Annotated in this window: 18 protein-coding genes; 15 read left to right on the top strand and 3 right to left on the bottom strand. The window is 59.1% G+C overall.

Annotation, left to right across the window (positions count from 1 at the left end; all coding sequences use genetic code 11):
* Nucleotides 1–136: 136 nt before the first annotated feature.
* Nucleotides 137–1,009, bottom strand: coding sequence for an aldo/keto reductase family oxidoreductase (locus BPET_RS22775; RefSeq protein ID WP_012251317.1), 873 nt, complete (start codon nucleotides 1,007–1,009; stop codon nucleotides 137–139).
* 96 nt (nucleotides 1,010–1,105) lie between these two features.
* On the opposite strand from BPET_RS22775, the gene BPET_RS22780 reads away from it, so the two are divergent.
* The 13 genes from BPET_RS22780 to BPET_RS26215 all read left to right on the top strand — a co-directional run bounded on the left by BPET_RS22780 (nucleotide 1,106) and on the right by BPET_RS26215 (nucleotide 16,640).
* Nucleotides 1,106–2,026: a LysR family transcriptional regulator gene (locus BPET_RS22780; RefSeq protein WP_012251318.1), complete on the top strand. Its 921-nt coding sequence runs from the start codon at nucleotides 1,106–1,108 to the stop codon at nucleotides 2,024–2,026.
* Between the two features lie 200 nt (nucleotides 2,027–2,226).
* Nucleotides 2,227–3,498 carry an ABC transporter substrate-binding protein gene (locus tag BPET_RS22785; protein ID WP_012251319.1) on the top strand — a complete coding sequence of 424 codons (1,272 nt, stop codon included), beginning with the start codon at nucleotides 2,227–2,229 and terminating at the stop codon, nucleotides 3,496–3,498.
* Between the two features lie 136 nt (nucleotides 3,499–3,634).
* Entirely contained in the window at nucleotides 3,635–4,507 is an 873-nt protein-coding gene (locus tag BPET_RS22790; protein ID WP_012251320.1) for a branched-chain amino acid ABC transporter permease, read from the top strand.
* Nucleotides 4,508–4,515: 8 nt separating this feature from the next.
* Nucleotides 4,516–5,454: a branched-chain amino acid ABC transporter permease gene (locus BPET_RS22795; RefSeq protein ID WP_012251321.1), complete on the top strand. Its 939-nt coding sequence runs from the start codon at nucleotides 4,516–4,518 to the stop codon at nucleotides 5,452–5,454.
* Complete coding sequence (locus tag BPET_RS22800; protein WP_012251322.1) at nucleotides 5,451–6,209, top strand: ABC transporter ATP-binding protein; 759 nt, start codon at nucleotides 5,451–5,453, stop codon at nucleotides 6,207–6,209. The genes BPET_RS22795 and BPET_RS22800 overlap by 4 nt, the downstream gene beginning before the upstream one ends.
* Nucleotides 6,196–6,921, top strand: coding sequence for an ABC transporter ATP-binding protein (locus BPET_RS22805; RefSeq protein ID WP_012251323.1), 726 nt, complete (start codon nucleotides 6,196–6,198; stop codon nucleotides 6,919–6,921). The genes BPET_RS22800 and BPET_RS22805 overlap by 14 nt, the downstream gene beginning before the upstream one ends.
* Before the next feature lie 344 nt (nucleotides 6,922–7,265).
* Nucleotides 7,266–11,003 carry a hypothetical protein gene (locus tag BPET_RS22810; protein WP_041863182.1) on the top strand — a complete coding sequence of 1,246 codons (3,738 nt, stop codon included), beginning with the start codon at nucleotides 7,266–7,268 and terminating at the stop codon, nucleotides 11,001–11,003.
* A 54-nt stretch (nucleotides 11,004–11,057) separates the two neighbouring features.
* On the top strand, nucleotides 11,058–11,792 hold the full coding sequence (locus tag BPET_RS27225) for a hypothetical protein (protein WP_012251325.1): 735 nt from the start codon (nucleotides 11,058–11,060) through the stop codon (nucleotides 11,790–11,792).
* An 8-nt stretch (nucleotides 11,793–11,800) separates the two neighbouring features.
* Nucleotides 11,801–12,769 (top strand): hypothetical protein, encoded by a 969-nt coding sequence (locus BPET_RS27230; protein ID WP_012251326.1) that lies wholly within the window; start codon nucleotides 11,801–11,803, stop codon nucleotides 12,767–12,769.
* A gap of 126 nt (nucleotides 12,770–12,895) precedes the next feature.
* Nucleotides 12,896–15,178 carry a hypothetical protein gene (locus tag BPET_RS27420; protein ID WP_012251327.1) on the top strand — a complete coding sequence of 761 codons (2,283 nt, stop codon included), beginning with the start codon at nucleotides 12,896–12,898 and terminating at the stop codon, nucleotides 15,176–15,178.
* A complete protein-coding gene (locus BPET_RS27235) occupies nucleotides 15,147–15,230 on the top strand; it encodes an SEC-C metal-binding domain-containing protein (protein WP_231852726.1) in 84 nt (27 codons plus the stop codon). The genes BPET_RS27420 and BPET_RS27235 overlap by 32 nt, the downstream gene beginning before the upstream one ends.
* Nucleotides 15,231–15,813: 583 nt before the next feature.
* Nucleotides 15,814–16,290, top strand: a complete 477-nt coding sequence (locus BPET_RS22825; protein WP_012251328.1) for an anion permease — start codon at nucleotides 15,814–15,816, stop codon at nucleotides 16,288–16,290.
* 86 nt (nucleotides 16,291–16,376) lie between these two features.
* Entirely contained in the window at nucleotides 16,377–16,640 is a 264-nt protein-coding gene (locus BPET_RS26215; protein WP_012251329.1) for a hypothetical protein, read from the top strand.
* Between the two features lie 1,199 nt (nucleotides 16,641–17,839).
* Here the strand turns inward: BPET_RS26215 and BPET_RS22830 are convergent.
* Nucleotides 17,840–18,454, bottom strand: coding sequence for a tyrosine-type recombinase/integrase (locus BPET_RS22830; protein ID WP_012251331.1), 615 nt, complete (start codon nucleotides 18,452–18,454; stop codon nucleotides 17,840–17,842).
* Between the two features lie 234 nt (nucleotides 18,455–18,688).
* Between BPET_RS22830 and BPET_RS22835 the strand changes: the two genes are divergently transcribed.
* Together BPET_RS22835 and BPET_RS22840 are read left to right on the top strand one after the other, a co-directional pair.
* Entirely contained in the window at nucleotides 18,689–19,318 is a 630-nt protein-coding gene (locus tag BPET_RS22835) for a LysE family translocator (RefSeq protein WP_041863183.1), read from the top strand.
* Nucleotides 19,319–19,517: 199 nt separating this feature from the next.
* Complete coding sequence (locus tag BPET_RS22840; RefSeq protein WP_012251333.1) at nucleotides 19,518–20,201, top strand: glutathione S-transferase family protein; 684 nt, start codon at nucleotides 19,518–19,520, stop codon at nucleotides 20,199–20,201.
* Nucleotides 20,202–20,450: 249 nt separating this feature from the next.
* Here BPET_RS22840 and BPET_RS22845 read toward each other — a convergent pair whose 3' ends face one another.
* Entirely contained in the window at nucleotides 20,451–21,215 is a 765-nt protein-coding gene (locus tag BPET_RS22845; protein WP_012251334.1) for a phytanoyl-CoA dioxygenase family protein, read from the bottom strand.
* Between the last annotated feature and the right edge of the window lie 31 nt (nucleotides 21,216–21,246).

A 21,246-nucleotide genomic window follows, 5' to 3' on the forward strand; every position in this document is an offset into this window, starting at 1 on the left:
TGACGGGGTTCGGATTCGGCCAAGATGGTGGGTTCCTGTACGTGGCGGGGCGCCGGAACGGCTTGAAAACCCGCGAAAACCCGCAAGAATAACGCGTTTGACCCGTTTCCCGGCCCGCCCCCGGGGCGCCGCGGCCTTATTGCTGGGCGCCCACCCGATCTAGCGCGGCCACGGCCTCGGCCGGCAACGACAGCGAACCGGCGGCAAGGTTTTCCCGCAAATGCGCCAGCGACGACGTGCCGGGAATCAGCAGGATATTGGGCGAGCGCTGCAACAACCATGCCAGCGCCACCTGCATGGGGCTGGCGCCCACGCTTTGCGCCACCTGTCGCAGGCCGGACGATTGCAGCGGGCTGAAGCCGCCCAACGGAAAAAACGGCACGTAGGCGATTCCATCGCTGGCCAGGGCGTCGATCAGCGAGTCGTCATCCCGGCATGCCAGGTTGTACTGATTCTGCACGCAGACAATGGGGCACAACCGGCGGCCCTCGGCCACCTGCGCGGCAGTCACATTGCTGAGCCCGATGTGCTTGATCAGGCCTTGCTGACGCAGGCCCGCCAGCACGCTCAGCGGCGCTTCTATAGACCCTTCCGCCGGGCCGTGCACATCGAACATGATGCGCAAATTGACCACATCCAGCACGTCCAGCCCCAGGTTGCGCAGATTGTCGTGCACGGCCTGCGTCAGGGCCTCGGGCGAGTATGCCGGCAGCCAGTTGGCCTGGGCGTCGCGCACGGCGCCTACCTTGGTCACGATGGTCAGGCCTGGCCGGTAGGGGCTGAGCGCCTCGCGGATCAGCTGGTTGGTAATGTGCGGCCCGTAGAAATCGCTGGTGTCGATGTGCGTAACGCCAGCCTCTACCGCCGCGCGCAATACGGCCACCGCCGCATCACGATCTTTCGGCGGGCCGAAGACCCCGGGGCCGGCAAGCTGCATGGCGCCGTACCCCATGCGGGACACTTGCCGCTCGCCCAGCTGATACGAGCCGGCCTTCTCGACTTGGTTCATGACAGTCACCTTGAATAATGAAAGGCCCAGTCTAGGCCTTGACCCGTTGCTCGATAAGTACCCACAATCTGCACAGTTTGTGCGGAAAACCGAACAATGAAACCTAACCTGAGTGACCTGAACGCGTTCGTCGTCGTGGCGGCCAAGGGTTTTCGCGGCGGCGCCCGGCAAAGCGGGGCCAGCGCCTCGGCCGTAAGCGAGGCGGTGCGCCGCCTGGAAACCCAGCTGGGCGTGCGGCTGCTGCACCGTACTACGCGTTCTGTCGTGCCCACCGAAGCGGGACAGCGCCTGCTTGAACGCCTGGCCCCGGCGCTTGGCGAAGTCGAGGCGGCGCTGGACGTGGTGAACAATTTTCGTGAGCGGCCGGCCGGCACACTGCGCCTGAACGTGCCCATCAGCGCCGTGCGCCTGGTGTTGCCGGCTATCGTGCCGGGCTTCCTGGCGGCGTATCCCGACATCGTCCTGCACGTGGTGGCCGACGACAACTTTGTCGACGTGCTGGCCGAGGGCTGCGATGCGGGCATCCGCTACGACGAGCGGCTGGAGCAAGACATGATCGCCGTACCAATTGGTCCGCGCGTGCAGCGTTTTGCTTGCGCGGCGGCGCCCGGCTATCTGAAGCGCCACGGCAGGCCCAGGCATCCGCGCGAGATACTGAAACATTCATGCCTGCGTTTCCGCTTCCATAGCGGAGTCATGCCCGCCTGGGAGTTCACGCGGAAAAAAGAGACGCTGAAGCTCGAGCCCCCGGCCAGGCTGATCGTACAGGCGGGAGCGGCCGTCGATCTGGCTATCGAGACCGCGGTGGCAGGCACCGGAATGATTTATTTATTCGAGGACTGGCTGCGGCCTTACCTGGATCGTGGAGAACTCGAACCGGTACTGGAAGACTGGTGGCCCGCGTTTTCGGGGCCGTTTCTTTATTACCCGGGGCGGCGATTCGTACCGGCGGCGTTGAAGGCATTTGTGGCCTACGTGCGGCAATGCAATATCAACCAGGGGCAGGCACTGGTCTGACCACTTCCCGCAGTAGAAAGGCCTCCAGCGCGTAACTTTCCGTTTATTCTGATTGACATTTCATAACCATCGGAGCAATGTCACCAACGTTTCAACCTGGGGATTAATTTCGATTTACTGGGGCGTGGGTTTGTAGATTTATCAGCACGGACTGATAGACGCGGCACATGCTAGCTCGCCACAACAGGAGACGGTTCTAAATGAACGACAGAGTGGACGACACAAGCAATTCGAAAGGAATCAGCCGCCGCACCCTTCTCAAAATGGCAGCCACAACAGGCGCTGCCGCGATAGTTTCGCCGCGTATAGTCATGGCGGCCGGCGAGCAACCCGTGAAGTTCGGCGTGGACAACCCCGTCACGGGAACCTACGCAATCACCGGCAGGAACGAGCTGCAAGGCATGCAGCTTGCCATCGAGGAAATCAACGCCAAGGGCGGCATCCTGGGGCGCCAGGCCGTGCTGATCGTTGAAGACTCCACCAGCGGCGACGCTGGCGTAGCGGTGCAAAAAGCGCGCAAACTCATCGAGCGCGACCAGGTCGATTTTCTGATCGGCAATGTGAACTCCGGCCTGACCGAAGCCATTTCCCAGGTGGCTCACTCCAAAGGCGTATTCATGCTGGACCCGGGCGGGCACGCCGACCCCATCACCGGCACCGAATGCCACTGGAACGTGTTCCAGACCTGCCCGTCGACCACCTTGCTGGTCAACGCCATCGCGCCCGATCTGATCAAGCGCTTCGGCAAGAAGTTTTATTTCCTGGTGCCCGATTACGCGTTCGGCCATGGCCTGCTGGAAGCCTATAACGCCAACCTTAAAAAGTACGGCGCCACCAACGTCGGCGCCGACCTGATCCCCCTGGGCACCGCCGACTATTCTTCTTACCTGATCAAGGCGCAGTCGGCCAGCCCCGATGTCATCGTCATTCTGCAGAACGGCGACGACCAGACCAACGTGCTGAAGCAGGCCGTGCAGTTCGGCCTGGACAAGCGGTTTCACATTGCCGGCGCGAACATCGAGCTGGAAACGCTCGAAGCGCTGCCGCCCAATGCGCGCATCGGCAACTGGGTCATCGAGTGGTATTGGAACCAGCCCGACGTGCCCCATGTGAAGGCGTTCGTCGACGCCATCAAGAAGAAAACCGGCCGGGTGCCGACGGCGCGCACCTGGTTCGGCCACACCTCGATCCACGCCTGCGCGCTGGCAGCTGCCAAGGCAAAGTCGCTGGACGCGGTGAAGATGGCCAGAGCGCTAGACGGGCTGGTACTGCCGCCCGAAGTCGCCCTGCAACCGGGCGAGGCCGTCTACCGGGCCGGCCAGCACTTGCTTATCGGCACGCTGTGGGCCGGCCACGCCCAGACGCAGGGCAACGGCGACGACGACCTCTTCCATATCGATACCATCATCGATAGCAAGACCATCGCGCCAACCATAGAAGAAGCCGGCTGCAAGATGACCTGGCCCGCCTGACGGGCTGCGCCATGGGATAACCGGGCACATCCGCGCACTGTCGCGGATGGCCCGGCCCGCATCAACCCCGTCATACCTTGAGCCAGGCTGCCTCCCCTGCCGGGGACGAATCTTGCCTATTTAATGGAGAGCTGGCGTGACCCAGTTGATTCTTTTCAACATATTCAACGGGTTGGTCATCGGCGCGTTCTATGCATTGATGGCCCTGGGCTTGTCCCTGATCATCAACCTGACCAATGTCATCAACTTCGCGCACGGCGAATTCCTTGCGCTGGGCGGCTACATTGCCTACACGCTCGACCCTTACCTGGGATTCTGGTGGGCGCTGATCGTGTCGCCGTTCATCACGGCCATCATAGGGCTGGTCGTGGAGCGCGTGCTGATACGCCCCCTGTACAACCGCGACCCGCTCTACAGCCTGCTGCTCACGTTCGGGCTGGCCTACGTGCTGCAGGATTCGATCCGCTTCATCTGGGGCGCGCAAGGCTTGCCGCTGCAAACCCCCGCCGTTTTGAACTCGCCACTGAGCCCCACGCTGTTTTTCCTGACGGGCTACCGCGTCTTCATGGTGGCCCTGGTGGCGGTGGCCGTAGCGGTGCTGTTCTACGTGCTGAAGAAAACCCGGGTAGGCATGCGCATACGCGCCGGCACGCTCGACCTGGAAATGGTGTCCGCGCTGGGCGTCGACGTGCGCATTCTGCGCAACCTGAACTTCGGCCTGGGCATTTTTTTCGCGGGGCTGGCCGGCGTGCTGGCGGCCGGCATGCTGGGACTAACGCCCACCATTGGCGAAGGCCTGATCATGCCCAGCTTCGTGGCGGTCATTGTGGGCGGGCTGGGCAGCCTGGTAGGCACCCTGTTCGGCGGCCTGGTGATCGGCGTGGCGGCGGGCGTGGTAACGGTGTTCTACCCATCGGCCTCCGAAGCTTCCATCTACGTAATCATGGCGATCGTGCTGCTGTTCCGGCCGTACGGCCTGTTTGGCGAGAAAGGCGGGACCAAACTGTGAATCACCGCATGAAAATAGCAAAACACTCGCAGTGGGTCCTGTGGGCCGTGCTGTTGAGCATGCCTTACTGGATGACGCTTCTGGGAGGGTATACGGACCTGGCCTCGCGCCTGCTGGTGATCGGGCTGGCGGCCATGGCAACCAACCTGCTGGTCGGCCATACCGGGGTCAACTCGTTCGGCCATGCCGCGTACTTCGGGCTGGGCGCGTACGCCACGGGCCTTACGCTGAAGTACCTGATGCCCAGCACCCCCACGGCCTTCGTCATGGGCGTGGTGGTCGGCACGCTGGGCGGCATGCTGATCGGCGCGTTGATCGTCAGGCTGCGCGGCATCTACTTCGCGCTGGCCACCATTGCCTTCGGGCAGGTGTTCTACTTCATTGCGTTTCGCTGGAACTCGGTCACGGGCGGAGACAACGGCTTGCGGGGCTTCCAGCGCCTGGCCATAGACCTGGGGTTCACGCAGCTAGACATTACGTCCAGCCTGGCCTTCTACTATGTGGTGCTGGCCATCCTGGCGCTTTGCGCCTATGCCATGGCCACTATCTTGCGGTCGCCGTTCGGGCATACGCTGCAGGCCATCCGCGAAAACGAGCGGCGCGCGCAGTTCCTGAGCATTCCCGTCAACCGCCACATCTGGATCGCCTACACGATCTCGTGCTTCTTCGTGTCGATAGCGGGGTCGCTATACGCCCTGCTCAACAACTTCGCCAGCCCCCACGACCTGTACTGGACGCAATCGGGCGACTTCGTGCTTATGGCGGTCATTGGCGGCATGCGTTCCTTCTGGGGGCCGCTGCTGGGGGCCGCGATTTTCGTGTTGGCGCAAGACTATCTTTCCGGCGTCACGCAAGACTGGATGTTCTTCATCGGGATGATATTCGTGCTGGTCGTGCTGCTAATTCCCCGTGGTATCGCCGGACTTTTCCAACGGAGGGCGCAATGAGCCTTCTACAAGTCCATAACGTTTCCCAGCACTTCGGCCAGCTCGTGGCGGTAAACGACGTTTCGCTTACCGTTGAACCCGGCGAGCTGCACGCCATCATCGGCCCGAATGGCGCGGGCAAGACCACGTTCTTCAACATGATCAGCGGGTTCTACCGGCCCACGCACGGCCGCATCGTGTTCGACGGCGTGGACGTCACCGACGTGCAGCCGCAAGACCGCGTGGCCATGGGCATGGCGCGAACCTTTCAAATTACCGAAGTTTTTCGCGAACTGACCGTGCGGGAAAACCTGCGCGTCGCCGTCGAAGTCACGCAGGGCCTGCGGCTTAAGCTGTTCCGGTCGCGGCAACAGAGCAGCGAAACCGAAGACCGCATCGACGAACTGCTGGACATGGGCGGGCTGACGGACAAGGCGGATCGTCACGTCGGCGAACTGTCGCACGGCGACCAGCGCTCGGCCGAAATCATGATGGCGCTTGCCCTGAAACCCAAGCTGCTGCTGCTGGATGAACCGGCGGCCGGCATGGGCAACAAGGAAACCTACGAAACCGCGCTGCTGATACGCAAACTGCACCGCGCGCAAAAACTGACGATTGTCCTGGTCGAGCACGATATGCGCGTCATTTTCAACCTGGCAGACCGCATTACGGTTCTGACCGAAGGCGAAGTGCTGGAACAGGGCACGCCCGACCAGATCGCCGCCAGCGAGAAAGTACAAGTTGCCTATCTGGGAGAATCGCATGAAGGCGCTTGAGGTACAGCAGCTGAATACCTTTTACGGCAAAAGCCACATCCTTCACGGCATTGATATTGAAGTCAACGAAGGCGAACTGGTGACGCTGCTGGGCCGCAATGGCGCGGGCAAATCCACCACCCTGCGCAGCATCATGGGGCTGACGCCGGCCCGCAGCGGCCACGTGAAGATATTCGGCACCGATTCCACCCACCTGCCGCCCTTTCGCATTGCCGGCCTGGGCGTGGGCCTGGTTCCCGAGGGACGCCGCGTCTTCGCGAACCTGACCGTGGAAGAAAACCTTAAGGTGCCCGTGGACCGGCCAGGGCCGTGGGATATTGCCCGCATCTACAAAGCCTTTCCGCGGCTGGCCGAGCGCAAGAGCCACAAAGGCGGGCAGTTATCCGGAGGCGAGCAGGAAATGCTGTCCATCGCCCGCGTTCTGCTGCTGAACCCCAAGCTGCTGATGCTGGACGAACCCTCGCAGGGCCTGGCGCCGCTGATCGTGCAGAACGTGTTCGACATTATTGTTGCTGCGCGTAATGAAGGCGCTGCGGTGCTGTTGATTGAGCAAAACGTACGCGCGGCGATTGGCGTGGCGGATCGCGCGTATGTGCTGGATCGGGGGACGATTACGTATAGCGGCGTTGCGTCGGAGTTTGGTAAGGATGAGCAGCGGGTGCAGGAATTGGCGGGGGCGAGTGCGCAGAAGTGGGAGTTTCCGGGGGATTGATTTTGGGGGTGGGGAAGAAGTGGATTCTTGCGAATGGCTGCTTGCGGCCAGAAGCTGAAGTTCAAAAGATGCAATTGAGGGTCTGTTTTGCGGCGGTTGCTGTCCTTTGCTGGGGCAGCTCGTACTTACGGCGGAGTTCCGTCAAGCGGTCGTTCGCTCCGACGAGAAGCGATTGCACCTGGGGATCCTGCCCCTGGTGAAGTCCCTTCGATTATGCGAAGTCTTTTTGCCACCATTCACCTCAAGCAAGCGTTGCGCATGCACTGCTGTGCTAGTGTCTCCACTGCGCCGTGAGAGCTAGAACTCACCAACAGGTAAATATTCAATTACATCGCGGAGGTATCGTGGGCAGAAAGTCAAGGGAGAAGCGCGACGATCAGTTTGGCAAACGCAAACAGCTGAAAGACGCTTTCCTTGTCCAAGTGAAGCAGACCCGCACTCTCCTCAGTCAGTACGACGCCTCAGACGTCGCTCTTGCGATTTGCGTGTCCGAGCTCTGGCCGGCGAATGCCGGAAGTCACGTCAAACATGCGTTCGCATGGTGCGTGTTCTTGGACACCCCGCTCGAAGGACGCGGTGGTAGAAGAATCGAGAGCTATGCAGACTTCCAACAGTTTGCCGAAGCACTATATGCAACCTGGCCCCACTTTCCTACCCTTGAAGACTTCTCTCCTGAGGCTGACTGGGGACAGACCAAGGTGAGCCTCAGAGGCCGGTTCGTACCGGTCTTCTACGGCAGCAGCATCGAGCGAGTGCCAGACTTCATTGAAGCCTTTCGAATCACCTACGCCGATGTGCCCGACGCCCTGGCCCAAATGGACCTAGTCGTCGTGCTGCAAGCAATGATCATTGAAGCCATTCCACACCTCGCACAGCACCCTGTCGTCGATGCGGAACGTGGCCACGTAGAGCTTCCCCCCGAAGATTTCTGGCTCTTGTGCAGGGATGTGCTGCGGAACATCGGTCAGCAGAGTATCTCCTGGCGCCAGCGCGCGAGGACCTCTCTCGATGCGGACGTTGGTGGCTACAAGGCGCCGCTGACGTGGGAATCGTTCGGCAACGCAGCATTTACTGGCGATGCCGTTCCATTCTTGGGCGTCAACGTTGCCTCGACCTGGTACCCGCTGGCGGTACGAAGCGCTCCGGGGACGGTCGTCGACCACTGGGCAAAAAGGAGCGCGTCGGGTGTCGGCCCTAAGGTGCACAGGAGGCTTGGTCAGTTTATCTTCGAGCGCTTTGACGGCACGCTGCCAGGACCGGTGATGTTGATTCTCGGCGGCGAGATATGCAAAGAGCTGCCCATCAGCAGCGTGACATCCGCGCCGACAGGTGTGTACCTTGTTTGCGCTTGCGATCATAAACTGCTCGACAAGCAGTCGGCGGTTGCCGCCGCCGTTCTGGCCAAGGCCCGACAAGCGAAGGATATTCGCTTCAAGATCGTTGGAGGCCCAGAGGTCCTGCTCTCAGAGGACGGAGTCAACGGCCTGTCAGCCGATGAGCTGCACATCATCCTCGTTCCTATTTTGGCGGGTACCTCTGCAGGGCTACTCAACTGTCCTGACAAACCCGTGCGACTCCTGGCGCTTGCGGATCTCATCACCATCTTCGACAGCCTCGAGAATCTGGAGGATCTGCAGCGCTATTGGGCTTTTTGCGATGGGCAACGATCGGGCTTGGCTCCCTTCTCTCGTGGTCCTGCCGATCTATTCGCTTCATTCAAGGACACCGACGAGGTTCTGGTTGATGGCGCCATCGAGCCTACGATGATTAGCCTCGACCCAAGCTGGGGCACATCCTGGCGGTTCAAGGTACTAGCAGAATTCTGGTCGCGTGCGCCTCGCATTTTTCCTGACCGTACATCCGGCTGGCAGTTAAGTGGTGGGACTGAAGGCGTCACAGAAATGAAGTCCCGCGGCCATAAGGTCATCGCCTACTCCACCCTTGTCGGTGATTGCACCGTTCAAGCCTTGCTGGAAATCAAGGACGACCTAGACCTAGAAGACGGGCGCATGGTCGATCTGTTCATTCAAATCCTCGCCGACAGCTTATTCAGGTGTCGAGGACTTCTTGCCACTGCGCCATTGTTCCAGTTGGACCATGTTCTGTTCGTCTGCAAACGCAGCGCGTCCAGCACCATCATTGGCGATGATGGAACGGACTTCGGCACGGCCAAGAATACAAGCCCGGTCGTAACTGCTGCCGAAGGAAGCTTCGGCAGAGCTGCGGTTGTTCACCTTGATGTCGATGTACGTGCGGTACTCGGGGGCTTGACCGATGCTACCGACGGGAGTTTCGAGGTGCAGTGCCTTGTGGAGACAATTCGCAAGAGCCACGACGCCCTTGGTATGGCACTTCCAGAGGGTCTGAATGAGGCGGTTGTGTCAACGGCGGGTGAGCTCGCCCGATACACACTGCGGGTTGCCAATCGACGCGTCGACGTTCCCGACCACCCACCGACGGTTATCCCAAGGATGTCCGACTACAAGCTGGCTCGCAAGCAACTCGCTGAGGTGATCCGAGACCTGGACTTGGCACCTGGCCGATACGCGTTGTCGGAGGCCAAAGAGAAGATTGACCTGGCCAGCGCCAAATTCAGGCTTCGCATCGAAGGGCGGCTCGCTCAGCTTGACCGCCTTCAACTGATTCGAGCTTGCATCGAACAGCACGATGCGCTTCTGGCCACTGAGCGAGGCCAGATTGAAAGAGCGCGCCAGAGTCTGTCTCACGAGGTGGATTACGATCGAGTTGACACCGTTGAAGAGGCGCGTAAGCAATACGGCACTCTAGCTCGTCACTATCGATACCTGCTGGAGAAAGTCGTCAGCAACCAGGCATCTGGAACCCGAGAGGTCACTCACGATGTGCTGCGTGAACTGGTCGGAAAAGTTGACTGGCTCATGGCGCTTGCAGGCGCCAGCGACGTCCTCCACAACGGGGTCGATGTTGCAGGCGTTGCCATCAGTGATTCCTTCATCCCGGAGGTCTTCTACTCCGATGGTTCCAACGATCGGGAGGTTAGGTTCGCGAGAGAGTACGCCAAGACACGCCTGGGTCTGGGTGAGAACCGCAAGGATGTGGTCGAGGGAGAGTCGGAGGCCCTGTTGGAGTCAACCGATTTCAACAACGCTTTCGAGGCCGACCTTGGGTTCAACCTCTCGGATCTGTTCACGTCCCTATCCGTGCTGGCCCACGCGCAGCACTACGGTTTCGCGAAGGAGCTGTCACTTTCCTACGGCGCCAGTCCAAACAAACTGGCAGAGAAGCTTGCTTCCGAGATCAAGGACCTTGGACAGGAAAAATCAGAGCGCATCGTTGCCTTCCTGACCCTCTCAGAGACGGGGCTTCTGCGGCTCGCCGGCCGGGACGTCCAAGAGGAGGAGGTACCCTACTGGGAGCACAGCAAGCGTGTTCACCGATACGCCATCCGACCACTGGTGCAGGTAGGTGATGAGCTGCGCTGGGGCGCCGAGGCGGCGAGTCGCTGCATGTTCAATTGGATGTCGTCGGTGCGCGATGGGTACCTACCTGCCGATTTCGGTTGGCCTAACATCGAATACGTCGTTCGGCAGGTGAAGGCTGGCATCGAGAAGCGGCTGGAATTCCGCAGTGAAGAGATCTTCCGCCGGCATACCTCGTGTGTCGCGCGGGGCATCGACTTCCACCGGAAGTTTCGAGCAGAAGGATTCGAAGATGTTGGCGACTTTGACGTCCTCGCATATTGGCCCGATCAGAATCTGTTGGTTGCGGTCGAGTGCAAGTACAACCAGCCGGCCTACACAATGAAGGACGGTCGCCGGATTCGTGACAAGATCTTTGGTCGCAAGCACGACGACAAGGGTCAGATAGGAAAGGTGCTTCGCAGAGGTGTCTTCTTGGAGCTGCACCGAACCCGGATGCTAGAGCTCCTCGGATGGCCGAAGCCCGTCAACGCTGCAGAGCGATATGTCGAACTCTACGTCAGCCGGGATATCTCCTACTGGATGGTTCACCCTCCTTACCCTGTGCCAACCCACTTTGTGAGAGTTTCGACGTTAGATTCTTGGCTGAAGACCGAGCTCTTCACGGCTGCAGGCCTACCTTGAGCCTGTTAAATCAAGCAATCCCACCGTACTCCTCACAACAAAGGCTGCTTCCATATGACCCGTCGATTCAACATGGCAACACTAAAGGCCCTCGCACAGCCTCCAACTGACAAAGCCGCGGACTGGCTAGTTGGCGCGGAAGATTCGGTCACGTTCCTCAAGGCGAATGCGCAGAGTGAAGAAATCGTCATCTACGCGAGTGGCCCGGCCGTTCTGATACACGGCGTGCTCGCGCCCGTCCAGCAGGTGACGCCGGCAGACCAGGAAGACTTGATGCACTGCTTTATCCAGACTGACGAGAGCTGGGTAATCCAGAAGAGCTACGGGGGCGGTGAAGGTCACAAAGTCTACCTTGAGCCGCCGCTGAGGCAAGGGGGCAAGTCGCTCTCTGGCGGCGAGAAGCTGATCTTTCGCAGATCGTTCCAGGGTGTGCAGAAGGGAGAGAACCCTATCGAGTTGAGCCAGAAACTGGTGCATTCGCTTGGCCTACACTTTGTATCCGAACGCAATGCCTACTGCCGACTAGATGACCGCGGCGACATCGAAGACGTGATCCGCGTCCTGCGCACCGAGGTCGGAGACGGCCGCGAAAGCCTCACGGCCGTCACAATTTCCGCCAGAGATCTTTCGACGTACATGACATTGGCGGAGATGGCGCTGGTGTTCATGTTCGACTTCACGCGCTTTGCCCCGGACAGCTTCAACGGTTGGGCGATCATGACCGAATTGACCGAAGGGCTCCTGATCTTTTCTATCACGGTGGCGGCATTGCTAATGCCAGCTACGTAAACGGCCGGATGATCGTCCGCTCCGCCATTCCACTGCAGCAACTGATCGACGAGTGGAAGGAAGAGTCGAACCCGACCAAGCGCGAGTACGCGACTTTCAAGATATTCGACCGCAAGAATGGCGTCGAGATCGAAACATCCTGCGCTCCCGAGTTCCTCTCCAACTACTTCCAGGAGTCAGACCTTCCTTGGGAGATATCGCCGGCCTTCTTCCGGCCGGATGTCCTGCACCGCTTCAAGTCTGACCCTGAGAAGTACACGCTCGACGACCGCACGATCAGCTGCCGCAATGCGTGGTATCTGAAGGGCTACGACATTAACGAAGCAGGGCAGGTTCACGCCTATATCGGCGATCTCGCACGCCTCCCAATTGAAGAACAGCGCTACTGGCAATCGTTCAACGAATGGTCGAAGGGTCCCATCTCAAAGCGAGCGCATGAAAACGACATCATGGGCGAGTTCAGTTCTGAGTACGACCCGCTCCACCTCTTGAAATACAAGATTAGAAAGCTCAACGACACGCCGCCCGCATGGTGGCTGCCACGAAGCTCCGAGCATCTCGATGCCGCCCGCTACCCGGCAACCGATTCGACGTTTGAGTGGGCCAACGAGATCATGGCTCTCGACCAGCTAGTGGTCGAGGGGTTCCAACTCAAGCCATTGCGCAAGGTCCTCGAAGACAAGGGCGCGAAAGCGGAGTCCAGCTGGGCGTCGCTCCGGGTTCTAGGGGCCATTCTGGTTGCTACCGGACTATCCGAGGGCCAGGCTAAGACCACGCTCACGCCGCTTTCAAGGCTGCACGGATTGCGGAGTACGCTCCGGGCTCACAGCTCGGTCACTGAGAAGGACAAAGAGGAAAAGCTAGCACGATCCACCCATGGGACGCTGCGCGCTCACTTCAAGTGGTTGGCGGGTGAGTGCGACAAGGCTTTCGACGCCGTACTACAGGCTCTGGAAGCAGGAGATCTCAATCCCTGAAGGTCCGCGCATCGGCGCTTTCTGAACTAACTACGACTCTACGAAAAAGTGGGGGCGTTTGGCACCTCACGGCATCCACCCCTCTCGGCGGACTTGCAGATTCAGAAACATCAGGAATAAGTAGTTATGGACGATAAAAAATGGAAAGAGGCCGCGGCTTCCTTATTGAAAGACATGGAAGCCACATCCGCCCGCATGCGCGACCTGATCGTCGCTATGCCTCCGCATGATTTGCTCGGCTATATCTATGCACAGCGCATGATGAAAGCGATGGCAGACCAAAGCGCCGCCAAGGAGCAATGCCAAACGGACACCTCGCACGACCTGATCAACGAAAATCAGTTCTTGCTGGAGTACGTGCACGCGGGTCTCGCGTCAGATGCCGCTCCTGTGAATATGACATTCGACGAAGCCCAGTGTGCAGAGCTGTTTGAACTTGGCCGCAAACTGCGAGAGCAGGCCATGTTTTTCGCCATGGCCACGTCGGCTGAGACCAAAGATGGAATCTTTGGTCCCGACACCGCCGACATTGAATTTCACGCGAAATCTAATTGGGTCATGATGCGCGGGAACCGCTACCAAGTTTTGGAAGGCGAATTCTACCGCTACGTTCTGGCGCCTCACAATGATGTCCTAGAAGAAGTGTATGGCGTGGGTGCCACCGATATCGCGGAAGGCTTTCAGGCCATGGCTGACGCCACGCGTTCTGGGCATGCCGAAGCAACTATGGAGATGGTGAAGCAGTTTGAGTCGGCTCAGGTCTTCGCTGCGGCACAGGACAAGCCTCTGGAGGAGATTATGGAGGCATGGTTCGCGGCGAATGCGGAACAGGTGAAAGCCGCCGGACAGGCAATGGATGATATGTTTCGGGGCGGCATCGCCAACGTGAGCCGTCACACGAAGCTACCACCAACACTGCTCGCAGACTTGGCGTACCGACGCGGCGAGGAAACCGAGTTCTTCGCTGCTGGCGATTTTGCAGGGACACCCTATCGGACGCTACCGGTCCGGAAGAAGCCCCTAATTCAGCTTGGGTCAGATTACTACGCCGTCGATCCGTGTTTCGCCCGCGATGCGGGGTATCGTGCTCTTCTCTACAACCTGCTTCAACGAAAACCGGACTACAAGAAGACCTTTGAGGATCGTCAGAAGACGATGAGCGAAGCTGCCTTCGCCGACATCCTGGCCGATCAGCTTCCTCGCGCCACAGTTCTCCAGGAGATCTACTACAAGGATCCTGTCAGTAAGCAGTGGTCCGAAAATGACACACTCATCCTGATTGATGATGTGCTGTTTTTAGTTGAGGCCAAGGCAGGTGCGGCCGCCACCATAGCATCGCCAGCGCTTGATTTCGGCCGCCACGCCCAATCCGTTCAGGACTTGGTGCTTAAAGCGTACAAGCAATGTGAGCGCTTCTTCAATTACCTGAATTCGGCGGATGAAGTATCCCTCTATCGTCTAGTGAACGGCAAATATGAAGAGTGTGGCCGCGTCCGCCGCTCCGACTACCGAGTGATGGTGCCGATTGGGCTGACGGTCGAGTCATTCTCGCCCTTTTCAGCGTATTGCAAGAAACTGCCGCAGGTTGAGCCGCTACTTGGAAGGCATGCCTTCATTTCGCTGTCCATTGACGACCTGTTTGTACTCAAGCGACTGCTGCCCACACCCGGCCAGTTCGCCCACTACATGGAGGTGCGGCAAGCCGTCGCGGGGATGCGCCGGGCTCATCTCTTCGACGAGCTTGACCACCTTGGCGCGTACCTGAAGAAGAACCGTTTCGATCAAGAGATCGCCAAGCAACTACAGGACGGCAAGGTGAACATGCTTATCTGGGACGGCATGAGCGACATCGTTGATAGGAGCTTCGAGGGGGAAGGCTGGGAGGCCAGGCCGTTTCCGACCCAGGACTTCCCTGAAGAGGTGCTAAAGCTGCTTGATGCTCTTGACGTAACCCGAGTACAAGGTTGGCTTTCGGCGGAGAGCAATATCCGTGACCTAGGAGAAGAAGGCCGGAAAGATCTGGCCAAGATGCTCATCGACCTTCGCCGAACCCTGATTCAACATCCCGCCCGTTACTTTGTTCTGGCTGGGGACGGAGAGCCGCTCTTTGTCTGGCTACAACAACACGGCCGGCAAATTGACTGGAAAAAAGTAAATGAGAAGGCCAGTGCAGCTTCGTTAGCTGTTAAGGCTTCTAATATGGTCGGCGTCGTTGGAGATATTGGTTCCGATGGAACCTATCATCGGGCGCAATCGTTCGCAGTTCACATACCAACAGAGCGAACGGAAGAAAACGCCTCTATCTACGAAGACGCTGCCCGAATGACTCACCCAACGCGGGTGGTGAATCTTAAGCAACCGGAAAACGCGCCCTCTTTTGGGAAGATCAAAAAACCGGGGACGAAATGAGCCCTGTCCATGCGGCAGTGGCGCGAAATTCAAGAGGTGTCATGGCCGTTAAGAGCGCGCCGAAGCTGTCCAGTAACCAGTCGCGACGAATGTCTCTTGCGGGCCTTGTGCATGTTCAACCACTGCTGATCAACGACCGCAACCAGCCTCCACTGGACATTGGAGCCTGCCAACTGAATTTCCGCAATGGGTCGGAAGCGGGCTGTCGTCAAAGACTGCTCCCGACCCTGAGCCGCCATCCAACCAGAAGCTCCAAAGAGGTCAGTCATGGGGCGGCATAGCCTGAAAAACCTCGATTTGCTGCCGCTCCATGTCTCGGGATGCCGCAAACCGCGCCATTTCGCAAACGTGCGTACCCATTGCACATAGTCCAGCTCCGGGCATAGAGTATTAAAATATGTAACAAGTTCGCTCGCGCATCTGATCCAGTAACCTTGTAGCTCGCAACACAGGAGGGGTGGCGGGTTTATGGCGAAATTTAGTACAGCACTCTCAGACAGTTGGCACGTCGCAGCGCCAGGCTACAAGCCCCTTGCAGCATTTTTTAGCGTACCAATTTAGATCGCAAGCGCCAGATATGGTCTGCGCTTGTTCGCGGTCCACATTACGTTAGGCGTCGCAACCCAAAACATCCTATGCATATCGACTGGCAACTAGTACTCTCGTGGCTCTCAACCGCAATAGCTGGCGGTTGGTTCGCGTCTTGGTTGGCGCTTCGCAAGGACGAGCGCGCAGTTCAGATCGAGCAAGTCACAAAGGAACGAGCAAAGTGGCGCGACAGCATCCGCGTATTTGCGGAGGCTACCGCTACTGCGTGGGAAGAGCACCAAGTCGCGCCCAATCCAGCCAAGACGGCGGCGCTCCGAGCCAGGCTTGCCACCTCCATCAATCCAAAGGACGACGAGCAGGACGCGAAGATCCTGAGCCACTTCGACGACCTGTTCTCCGGGAAGGACGAGAATCTTGCTTTGTTCGGCCGCCGGCTGGCGCTTCTCCTCAAGCACGATTGGGAGCGAGTCAAGTGGGAGTGCACCCCTCTCTATATCAAGCCTTTTGTCCGCTACACCAAGAAGCAACGACTCTGGCGTGATAGCAAATATCGTGACGCCTAACCCTTCGCACGAGCGGACGGCCAACGGCATGGCGCCATCCGCCGCTGAGCTCAAACGCTAGGCATTCATTTAGAGACAATCAAGTCATGTCAATCGTCTTCCTTGCCATTTCACGGAATGGCCTTAAAGAAGCAATTGAGCTAGCCTCAGTCACAGAAAGTGCCATTTGGTGCAGTTCAGATGCCGTATCTGAGGCAGAGTACAAATCGCTTCAAGGTTTATCCGTCTCGCGCTTCAGCTACCCGCTGAGTGGTGAACCGCTGGATAAGTTACAAGATGCCATCTACACAATCGAAGAGCATCACCCGGGCGCCACCATCTGGGCGGAACAATCCAAGGCACAACAATGAGTGCAGCGGGTAATTGCGCATCTGCCACCGGCCTAACCAGTTGGTCAAGCCGACCTCCACAGGCTGCGCTTGCGGGTACCCTCCGTGCTGTGCACTCTGGCGCGGCTTATCGCAGGCGTTAGAGACCCCTCATGACCGCCCCTGTCGCACTCACCGTATCCGGTCTTGGCGCTTGCCGTATCTATCGTCACGGTGTGGTTGACGTTGTTTCGTCGCGGCCTCGTATGAATGACTCAGCCGACGGTCATATTCTTCAGCCCGGATGTGCCGCGTCCTGGCGCACGCACCGGCAAACCAAAGATCTATCTCCGCACATTGCTCTTCGCCACTTCAAAGCGCGGTCGGAAACCCACCAGAACTTCAACATTTGGGTGCATGGGGAGACCGACAAACTTGTCCGAGGCAGCGGCCTGTTCGACGGGGAAATAGGGGTTTCTGCCAATCGCCACTTCCTTGCACCCCAGGACGGAGGGCACTTCCAGTGGCTAACGGGACACTACCGGCTGACTTTCAATTGGGCTCCTGACTCATCGCACTACCTTCGGCGTGTTGATCGACGCCTCCGGGTGACGGGCCCGCATCAGCCTTTCGAAGCGCTGGGTCGAATCCTTCCTTCCAGCGGAACGCCTTCGGCGGCCGCTGAGGTAAAACGTTAGAACTCTTGGGGAGGTTCAGTGAAAATCACGTGGCGGCGCTGTCGCACATACGAGGAAGCTAAAGACCACTGCCGTGTGATTTATCTTCATGAATGGGACGACAAGCCTTTCTACTGGGGAAAAGCCCATAACAGTTTCTTTGGTGGGCACTCCCGGCAGATTGGGGATCTCCGTGCAAGTGGCCGGTACAACGCTGGCTATCGTCACTGGATCGAAGGATGCCAGAGGCATGGCGCGAAGCTGTATGTCGGGCGTCTTAGCGAGCTCGCGCTGGCAAACATCAACGATGTGGAGAATTGGCTCATACATACCTACGGGCATGAAATGAGCACGAGAGTTCGCACTCCAGACGTAGCGTTATGTGTTGAGCATCTCGGGGAGGTACCGGCATCAATTTCGCGGGCGAGAGCTAACCTGCAGGTCCAGTCGACGCCTAACGACGCGGCTGAATGCAATCGTTGAATGTCCGCTTTTACTCGCAGCCACCGGCAGTTCCTGGCCGGCAAGCGACCGCCCGCCGGCCAGGATGCATTAAACCTCTGTTTATTCAGCGATCTCAAGAGCATCGTCGACCTCGATGCCAAGGTAGCGAACTGTGCTTTCCAGCTTCGTATGCCCGAGCAGCAGCTGTACAGCCCGAAGATTCTTCGTCCGGCGGTAGATCAGCGAGGCTTTTGTACGGCGCATAGTGTGGGTTCCATATGCGGTATCGTCGAGGCCAATCGATGCTACCCAGCGATGCACAATCCGGGCGTACTGCCGCGTCGACAGATGCGGCGACGTATGCAACCGGCTCGGAAACAGAAAATCCGCCGCCTTTAGCCCTCGCGCTTCTATCCATGCTTCAAGGCTCTCACGGGTTTGCTCCGTAATCTCGAATTGGACCGGACGCTGGGTCTTCTGTTGCATCACGGTAGCTCTCGCGGCTACGTGGCTTCCGAGACGGATGTCCTGTACCTGCAATCGCGTGAGATCGCACGCTCGAAGCTTGCTATCAATTGCGAGATTGAACATCGCGAGTTCCCGGATGTTCGAAGCCATCTGTAGTCTCATTCGAATTGCCCAAATTTCTCGAAGCTTTAGGGGCGGCTTCTGCCCGGTGAGCTTTCCCTTGTTCCATGGCACACGACGGTCAACGGCGGCATTCGCGGATTCCATGGCAATCTCCTTTTGAGTAAAGGGAGATTCAGTGTGCTCCTACGGAGGGGCGCTATCCGACCCGATACGGCCACCCGAAATCGACCCAAAGTGGGCATTCCGCATCCATTCGACCGGCTCTACATTCCTGGCCTTTACCCGCGCGGGCACAGCGCTTGCTGGTCACGCGATTTGCCCCGCTATACCTCGAGGTTTCGCGGCGATGCCTTCTCCACGCATCGCAGGAGATATGCAATGAGCGACCCAGCCCAATTCCTTGTGTTCCTGGCAGCCGCTGGCGCGCTAGCCGTCATGCCGGGCCCAGGTTTGCTATATCTGACCGTTCGCACTCTAAGCGAGGGGCGTGCCGTGGCCCTGCGGTGCTGCGTGGGATCTTTCAGTGGTGGCTTGGTGCACGTCGTGGCCGGTTCGGCGGGCTTGTCGGCGTTGTTGCTGGCGAGCTCCACGGCTTTCAGCGTCCTTAAAATGGCGGGCGGTTTTTATCTGCTGTGGTTGGCATGGAACACGTGGCACCGTGCTGGCGTTTCCCAGGGCGTGCCTTGCATTCGAGGGCGCGGCGGACCGGTAATTCAGGGGTTCATTGTGGAAGCCACAAATCCGAAAACGGCTTTGTTCTTCCTGGCCTTCATTCCACAATTCATCGATGTGGAAGTCGGCCATGTCGCGATGCAGTTCATCGCTTTGGGCGTTGTATCCGTCGTGCTGAACACCGCTGTGGCACTCCTCGTAATTTTCACGGCGGCGAATATGCACCTACGCATCGCTCATCGTCGTGGCATGGTGGAGTACACGCAAAAGGGCTCAGCCCTATTGCTTGCAGCGCTTGGATTTGTCACTTTACTCGTTCGCAAGCCGCAAACGTGAAGGTTTACATACCGTTTTACGTCATCGCTGCACCGTTCGGTGAAGCAGCAAACCCATTGATCGACTGCCATCGCCCGATACCGAAGCAAGATCCGGATAGCTGCTCCCTCTCCTTTTCCGTACGCTGCAACTGGCGGATGCATCCTGGTCCGTGGCCAGATGAGACACCCATCGGCCCGCGTCCGCCAAGGGAGAACAAATGCGCCTCTACTATCACCCGGTTTCCTCCAACTCGCGCCGCGTTCTTCTGACGGCAATCGCATTGGAGGCCAAGCTGGAACTCATCACCGTTGATCTCCTCAAGGGGAAACATAAAGCTGAGGCGTATCTCCGGGTCAACCCGAACGGTAAGGTCCCCCTGTTGGAGGACGACGGTTTTTATCTTTGGGAATCTCACGCGATCATGCAGTACCTTGCCGACACGCAAGATGGGCACGCGCTATATCCCCAAGACGTAAAAATGCGCGCGGACGTCAATCGATGGCTTTTTTGGTCTGCGTACCATTTCACTCCCGCTGTGGGCATGATTAGTAGGGAGCGCGTATCCAAAAAGATGGTTGGTGGAACGGGCGGGCCTGACCCGGTGGAGATCGCGCGTGGCGAGGCGTTGCTGTTGGCGGCGGCGCAGGTGCTGGATGCGCATCTTGCTGATAGGCGCTGGATTGCTCAGGAAAGGCTTACCCTGGCGGATCTGGCGATTGCAGCGCCGCTTATGCATACGGAGGCCGCCGAGCTGCCGATTAGGGCATTCGAGCATCTGCAGCGGTGGTTCGCGCAGGTTTGTGGGTTGGAGGCTTGGAGGGCTTCGGAGCCTGCGCGGTCTGGTGAGCTGCGTGGGGTTTTGAGTGGGGGCCGGGGTGGGGACGACGGCGTGGGGGTCTGACGGCCTTGGAGGGCTGCTGTGTTTGTAGCGGTGTCTGACACCCTTCGGGAGTCAGACACCTATGGGGGCCCGTCAGACACTCGTGGCGCCAGTGGCGTCAGCCAACCACTTGTTGCGCCCCGTCAGACACCTCGGGCGCCCGGCAGACACCTGTGGGGCTCGTCAGACAACTGTGGGGGTCGTCAGACACCTGTGGGGCTCGTCAGTCCCCTATGCTGGTTATCTGCGGCGCCCTTGCTGTTTGCTCTGTCAGGCCAGCGGCACGCTTGGCATGGATGCCGACCGCGTTCCGGGCAGGGGCGTACAGCTCTGCGGGTAATAGGTGTGCACCAGCGACAGCTTTACCTGCTGGCTGCTGTTCTGGCGGGCGGCGTGCAGGGTGCGGCAGTGGAAGAATACGACGTCGCCGGGCTGCAGGTCGGGGCATACGGCGCGGCTGATCCAGGGCTGGTTTTCGGGCAGGTCGGCGCGGAAGAATTTCTTTTCGTCGAATTGTTCTGCCGAAAACGACTGGGCGTGCGATTCGGGAATGAAGAACAGGCCGCCGTTGTCGGCGGTTTCGTGGCCCAGCGCCAGCCAGGTCGACACCAGGTCGTCGTCGCTGAACGACCAGTAGCGGATGTCCTGGTGCCAGCCGGTCAGGCTGCCGTAGGCGGGGTGCTTGGTCATTACGCAGTTGTGGTGAGCGGTGGACAGCACCGGCGTGTCGGCGAAGTAGGCGCGCAGCCATTCCGCCACGGCCGGCGAGGTGGCCCAGGCCTGGAACAGCGGGCCGCGCCGGTAGGCGTTGAGCAGGCGCCGCACGGTAGAGCCGCCTTGCGCCTGGCGCGAGGCGGGCGCGCCGGGGTATTGCAGGTCGGCTTCGTATTCGATGGGTTCGTTTTGCCGGGCCAGTTCCTGCCGGGCCTGGTCGCGCAGCGCGGCCACGGTGTCGGGCGTGGCGAACTGCCGGGCCACCACGAAGCCTTGTTGGCGCAAAGTGGCCACCTGCTCGGCCACGGATGATGCAGACATTCTCAACCTCGGACTGATAAAAGCCAAACCT

It is taken from the genome of Bordetella petrii, assembly GCF_000067205.1.
Classification (GTDB): domain Bacteria; phylum Pseudomonadota; class Gammaproteobacteria; order Burkholderiales; family Burkholderiaceae_B; genus Bordetella_A; species Bordetella_A petrii.

Bases quoted from the DNA above. Each gene is read 5' to 3' on its own strand.
- BPET_RS22775 (WP_012251317.1), bottom strand. From the start codon at position 1,009: ATGAACCAAGTCGAGAAGGCCGGCTCGTATCAGCTGGGCGAGCGGCAA.
- BPET_RS22780 (WP_012251318.1), top strand. From the start codon at position 1,106: ATGAAACCTAACCTGAGTGACCTGAACGCGTTCGTCGTCGTGGCGGCC.
- BPET_RS22785 (WP_012251319.1), top strand. From the start codon at position 2,227: ATGAACGACAGAGTGGACGACACAAGCAATTCGAAAGGAATCAGCCGC.
- BPET_RS22795 (WP_012251321.1), top strand. From the start codon at position 4,516: ATGAAAATAGCAAAACACTCGCAGTGGGTCCTGTGGGCCGTGCTGTTG.
- BPET_RS22800 (WP_012251322.1), top strand. From the start codon at position 5,451: ATGAGCCTTCTACAAGTCCATAACGTTTCCCAGCACTTCGGCCAGCTC.
- BPET_RS22805 (WP_012251323.1), top strand. From the start codon at position 6,196: ATGAAGGCGCTTGAGGTACAGCAGCTGAATACCTTTTACGGCAAAAGC.
- BPET_RS27225 (WP_012251325.1), top strand. From the start codon at position 11,058: ATGACCCGTCGATTCAACATGGCAACACTAAAGGCCCTCGCACAGCCT.
- BPET_RS27230 (WP_012251326.1), top strand. From the start codon at position 11,801: ATGATCGTCCGCTCCGCCATTCCACTGCAGCAACTGATCGACGAGTGG.
- BPET_RS27420 (WP_012251327.1), top strand. From the start codon at position 12,896: ATGGACGATAAAAAATGGAAAGAGGCCGCGGCTTCCTTATTGAAAGAC.
- BPET_RS22825 (WP_012251328.1), top strand. From the start codon at position 15,814: ATGCATATCGACTGGCAACTAGTACTCTCGTGGCTCTCAACCGCAATA.
- BPET_RS26215 (WP_012251329.1), top strand. From the start codon at position 16,377: ATGTCAATCGTCTTCCTTGCCATTTCACGGAATGGCCTTAAAGAAGCA.
- BPET_RS22830 (WP_012251331.1), bottom strand. From the start codon at position 18,454: ATGGAATCCGCGAATGCCGCCGTTGACCGTCGTGTGCCATGGAACAAG.
- BPET_RS22835 (WP_041863183.1), top strand. From the start codon at position 18,689: ATGAGCGACCCAGCCCAATTCCTTGTGTTCCTGGCAGCCGCTGGCGCG.
- BPET_RS22840 (WP_012251333.1), top strand. From the start codon at position 19,518: ATGCGCCTCTACTATCACCCGGTTTCCTCCAACTCGCGCCGCGTTCTT.
- BPET_RS22845 (WP_012251334.1), bottom strand. From the start codon at position 21,215: ATGTCTGCATCATCCGTGGCCGAGCAGGTGGCCACTTTGCGCCAACAA.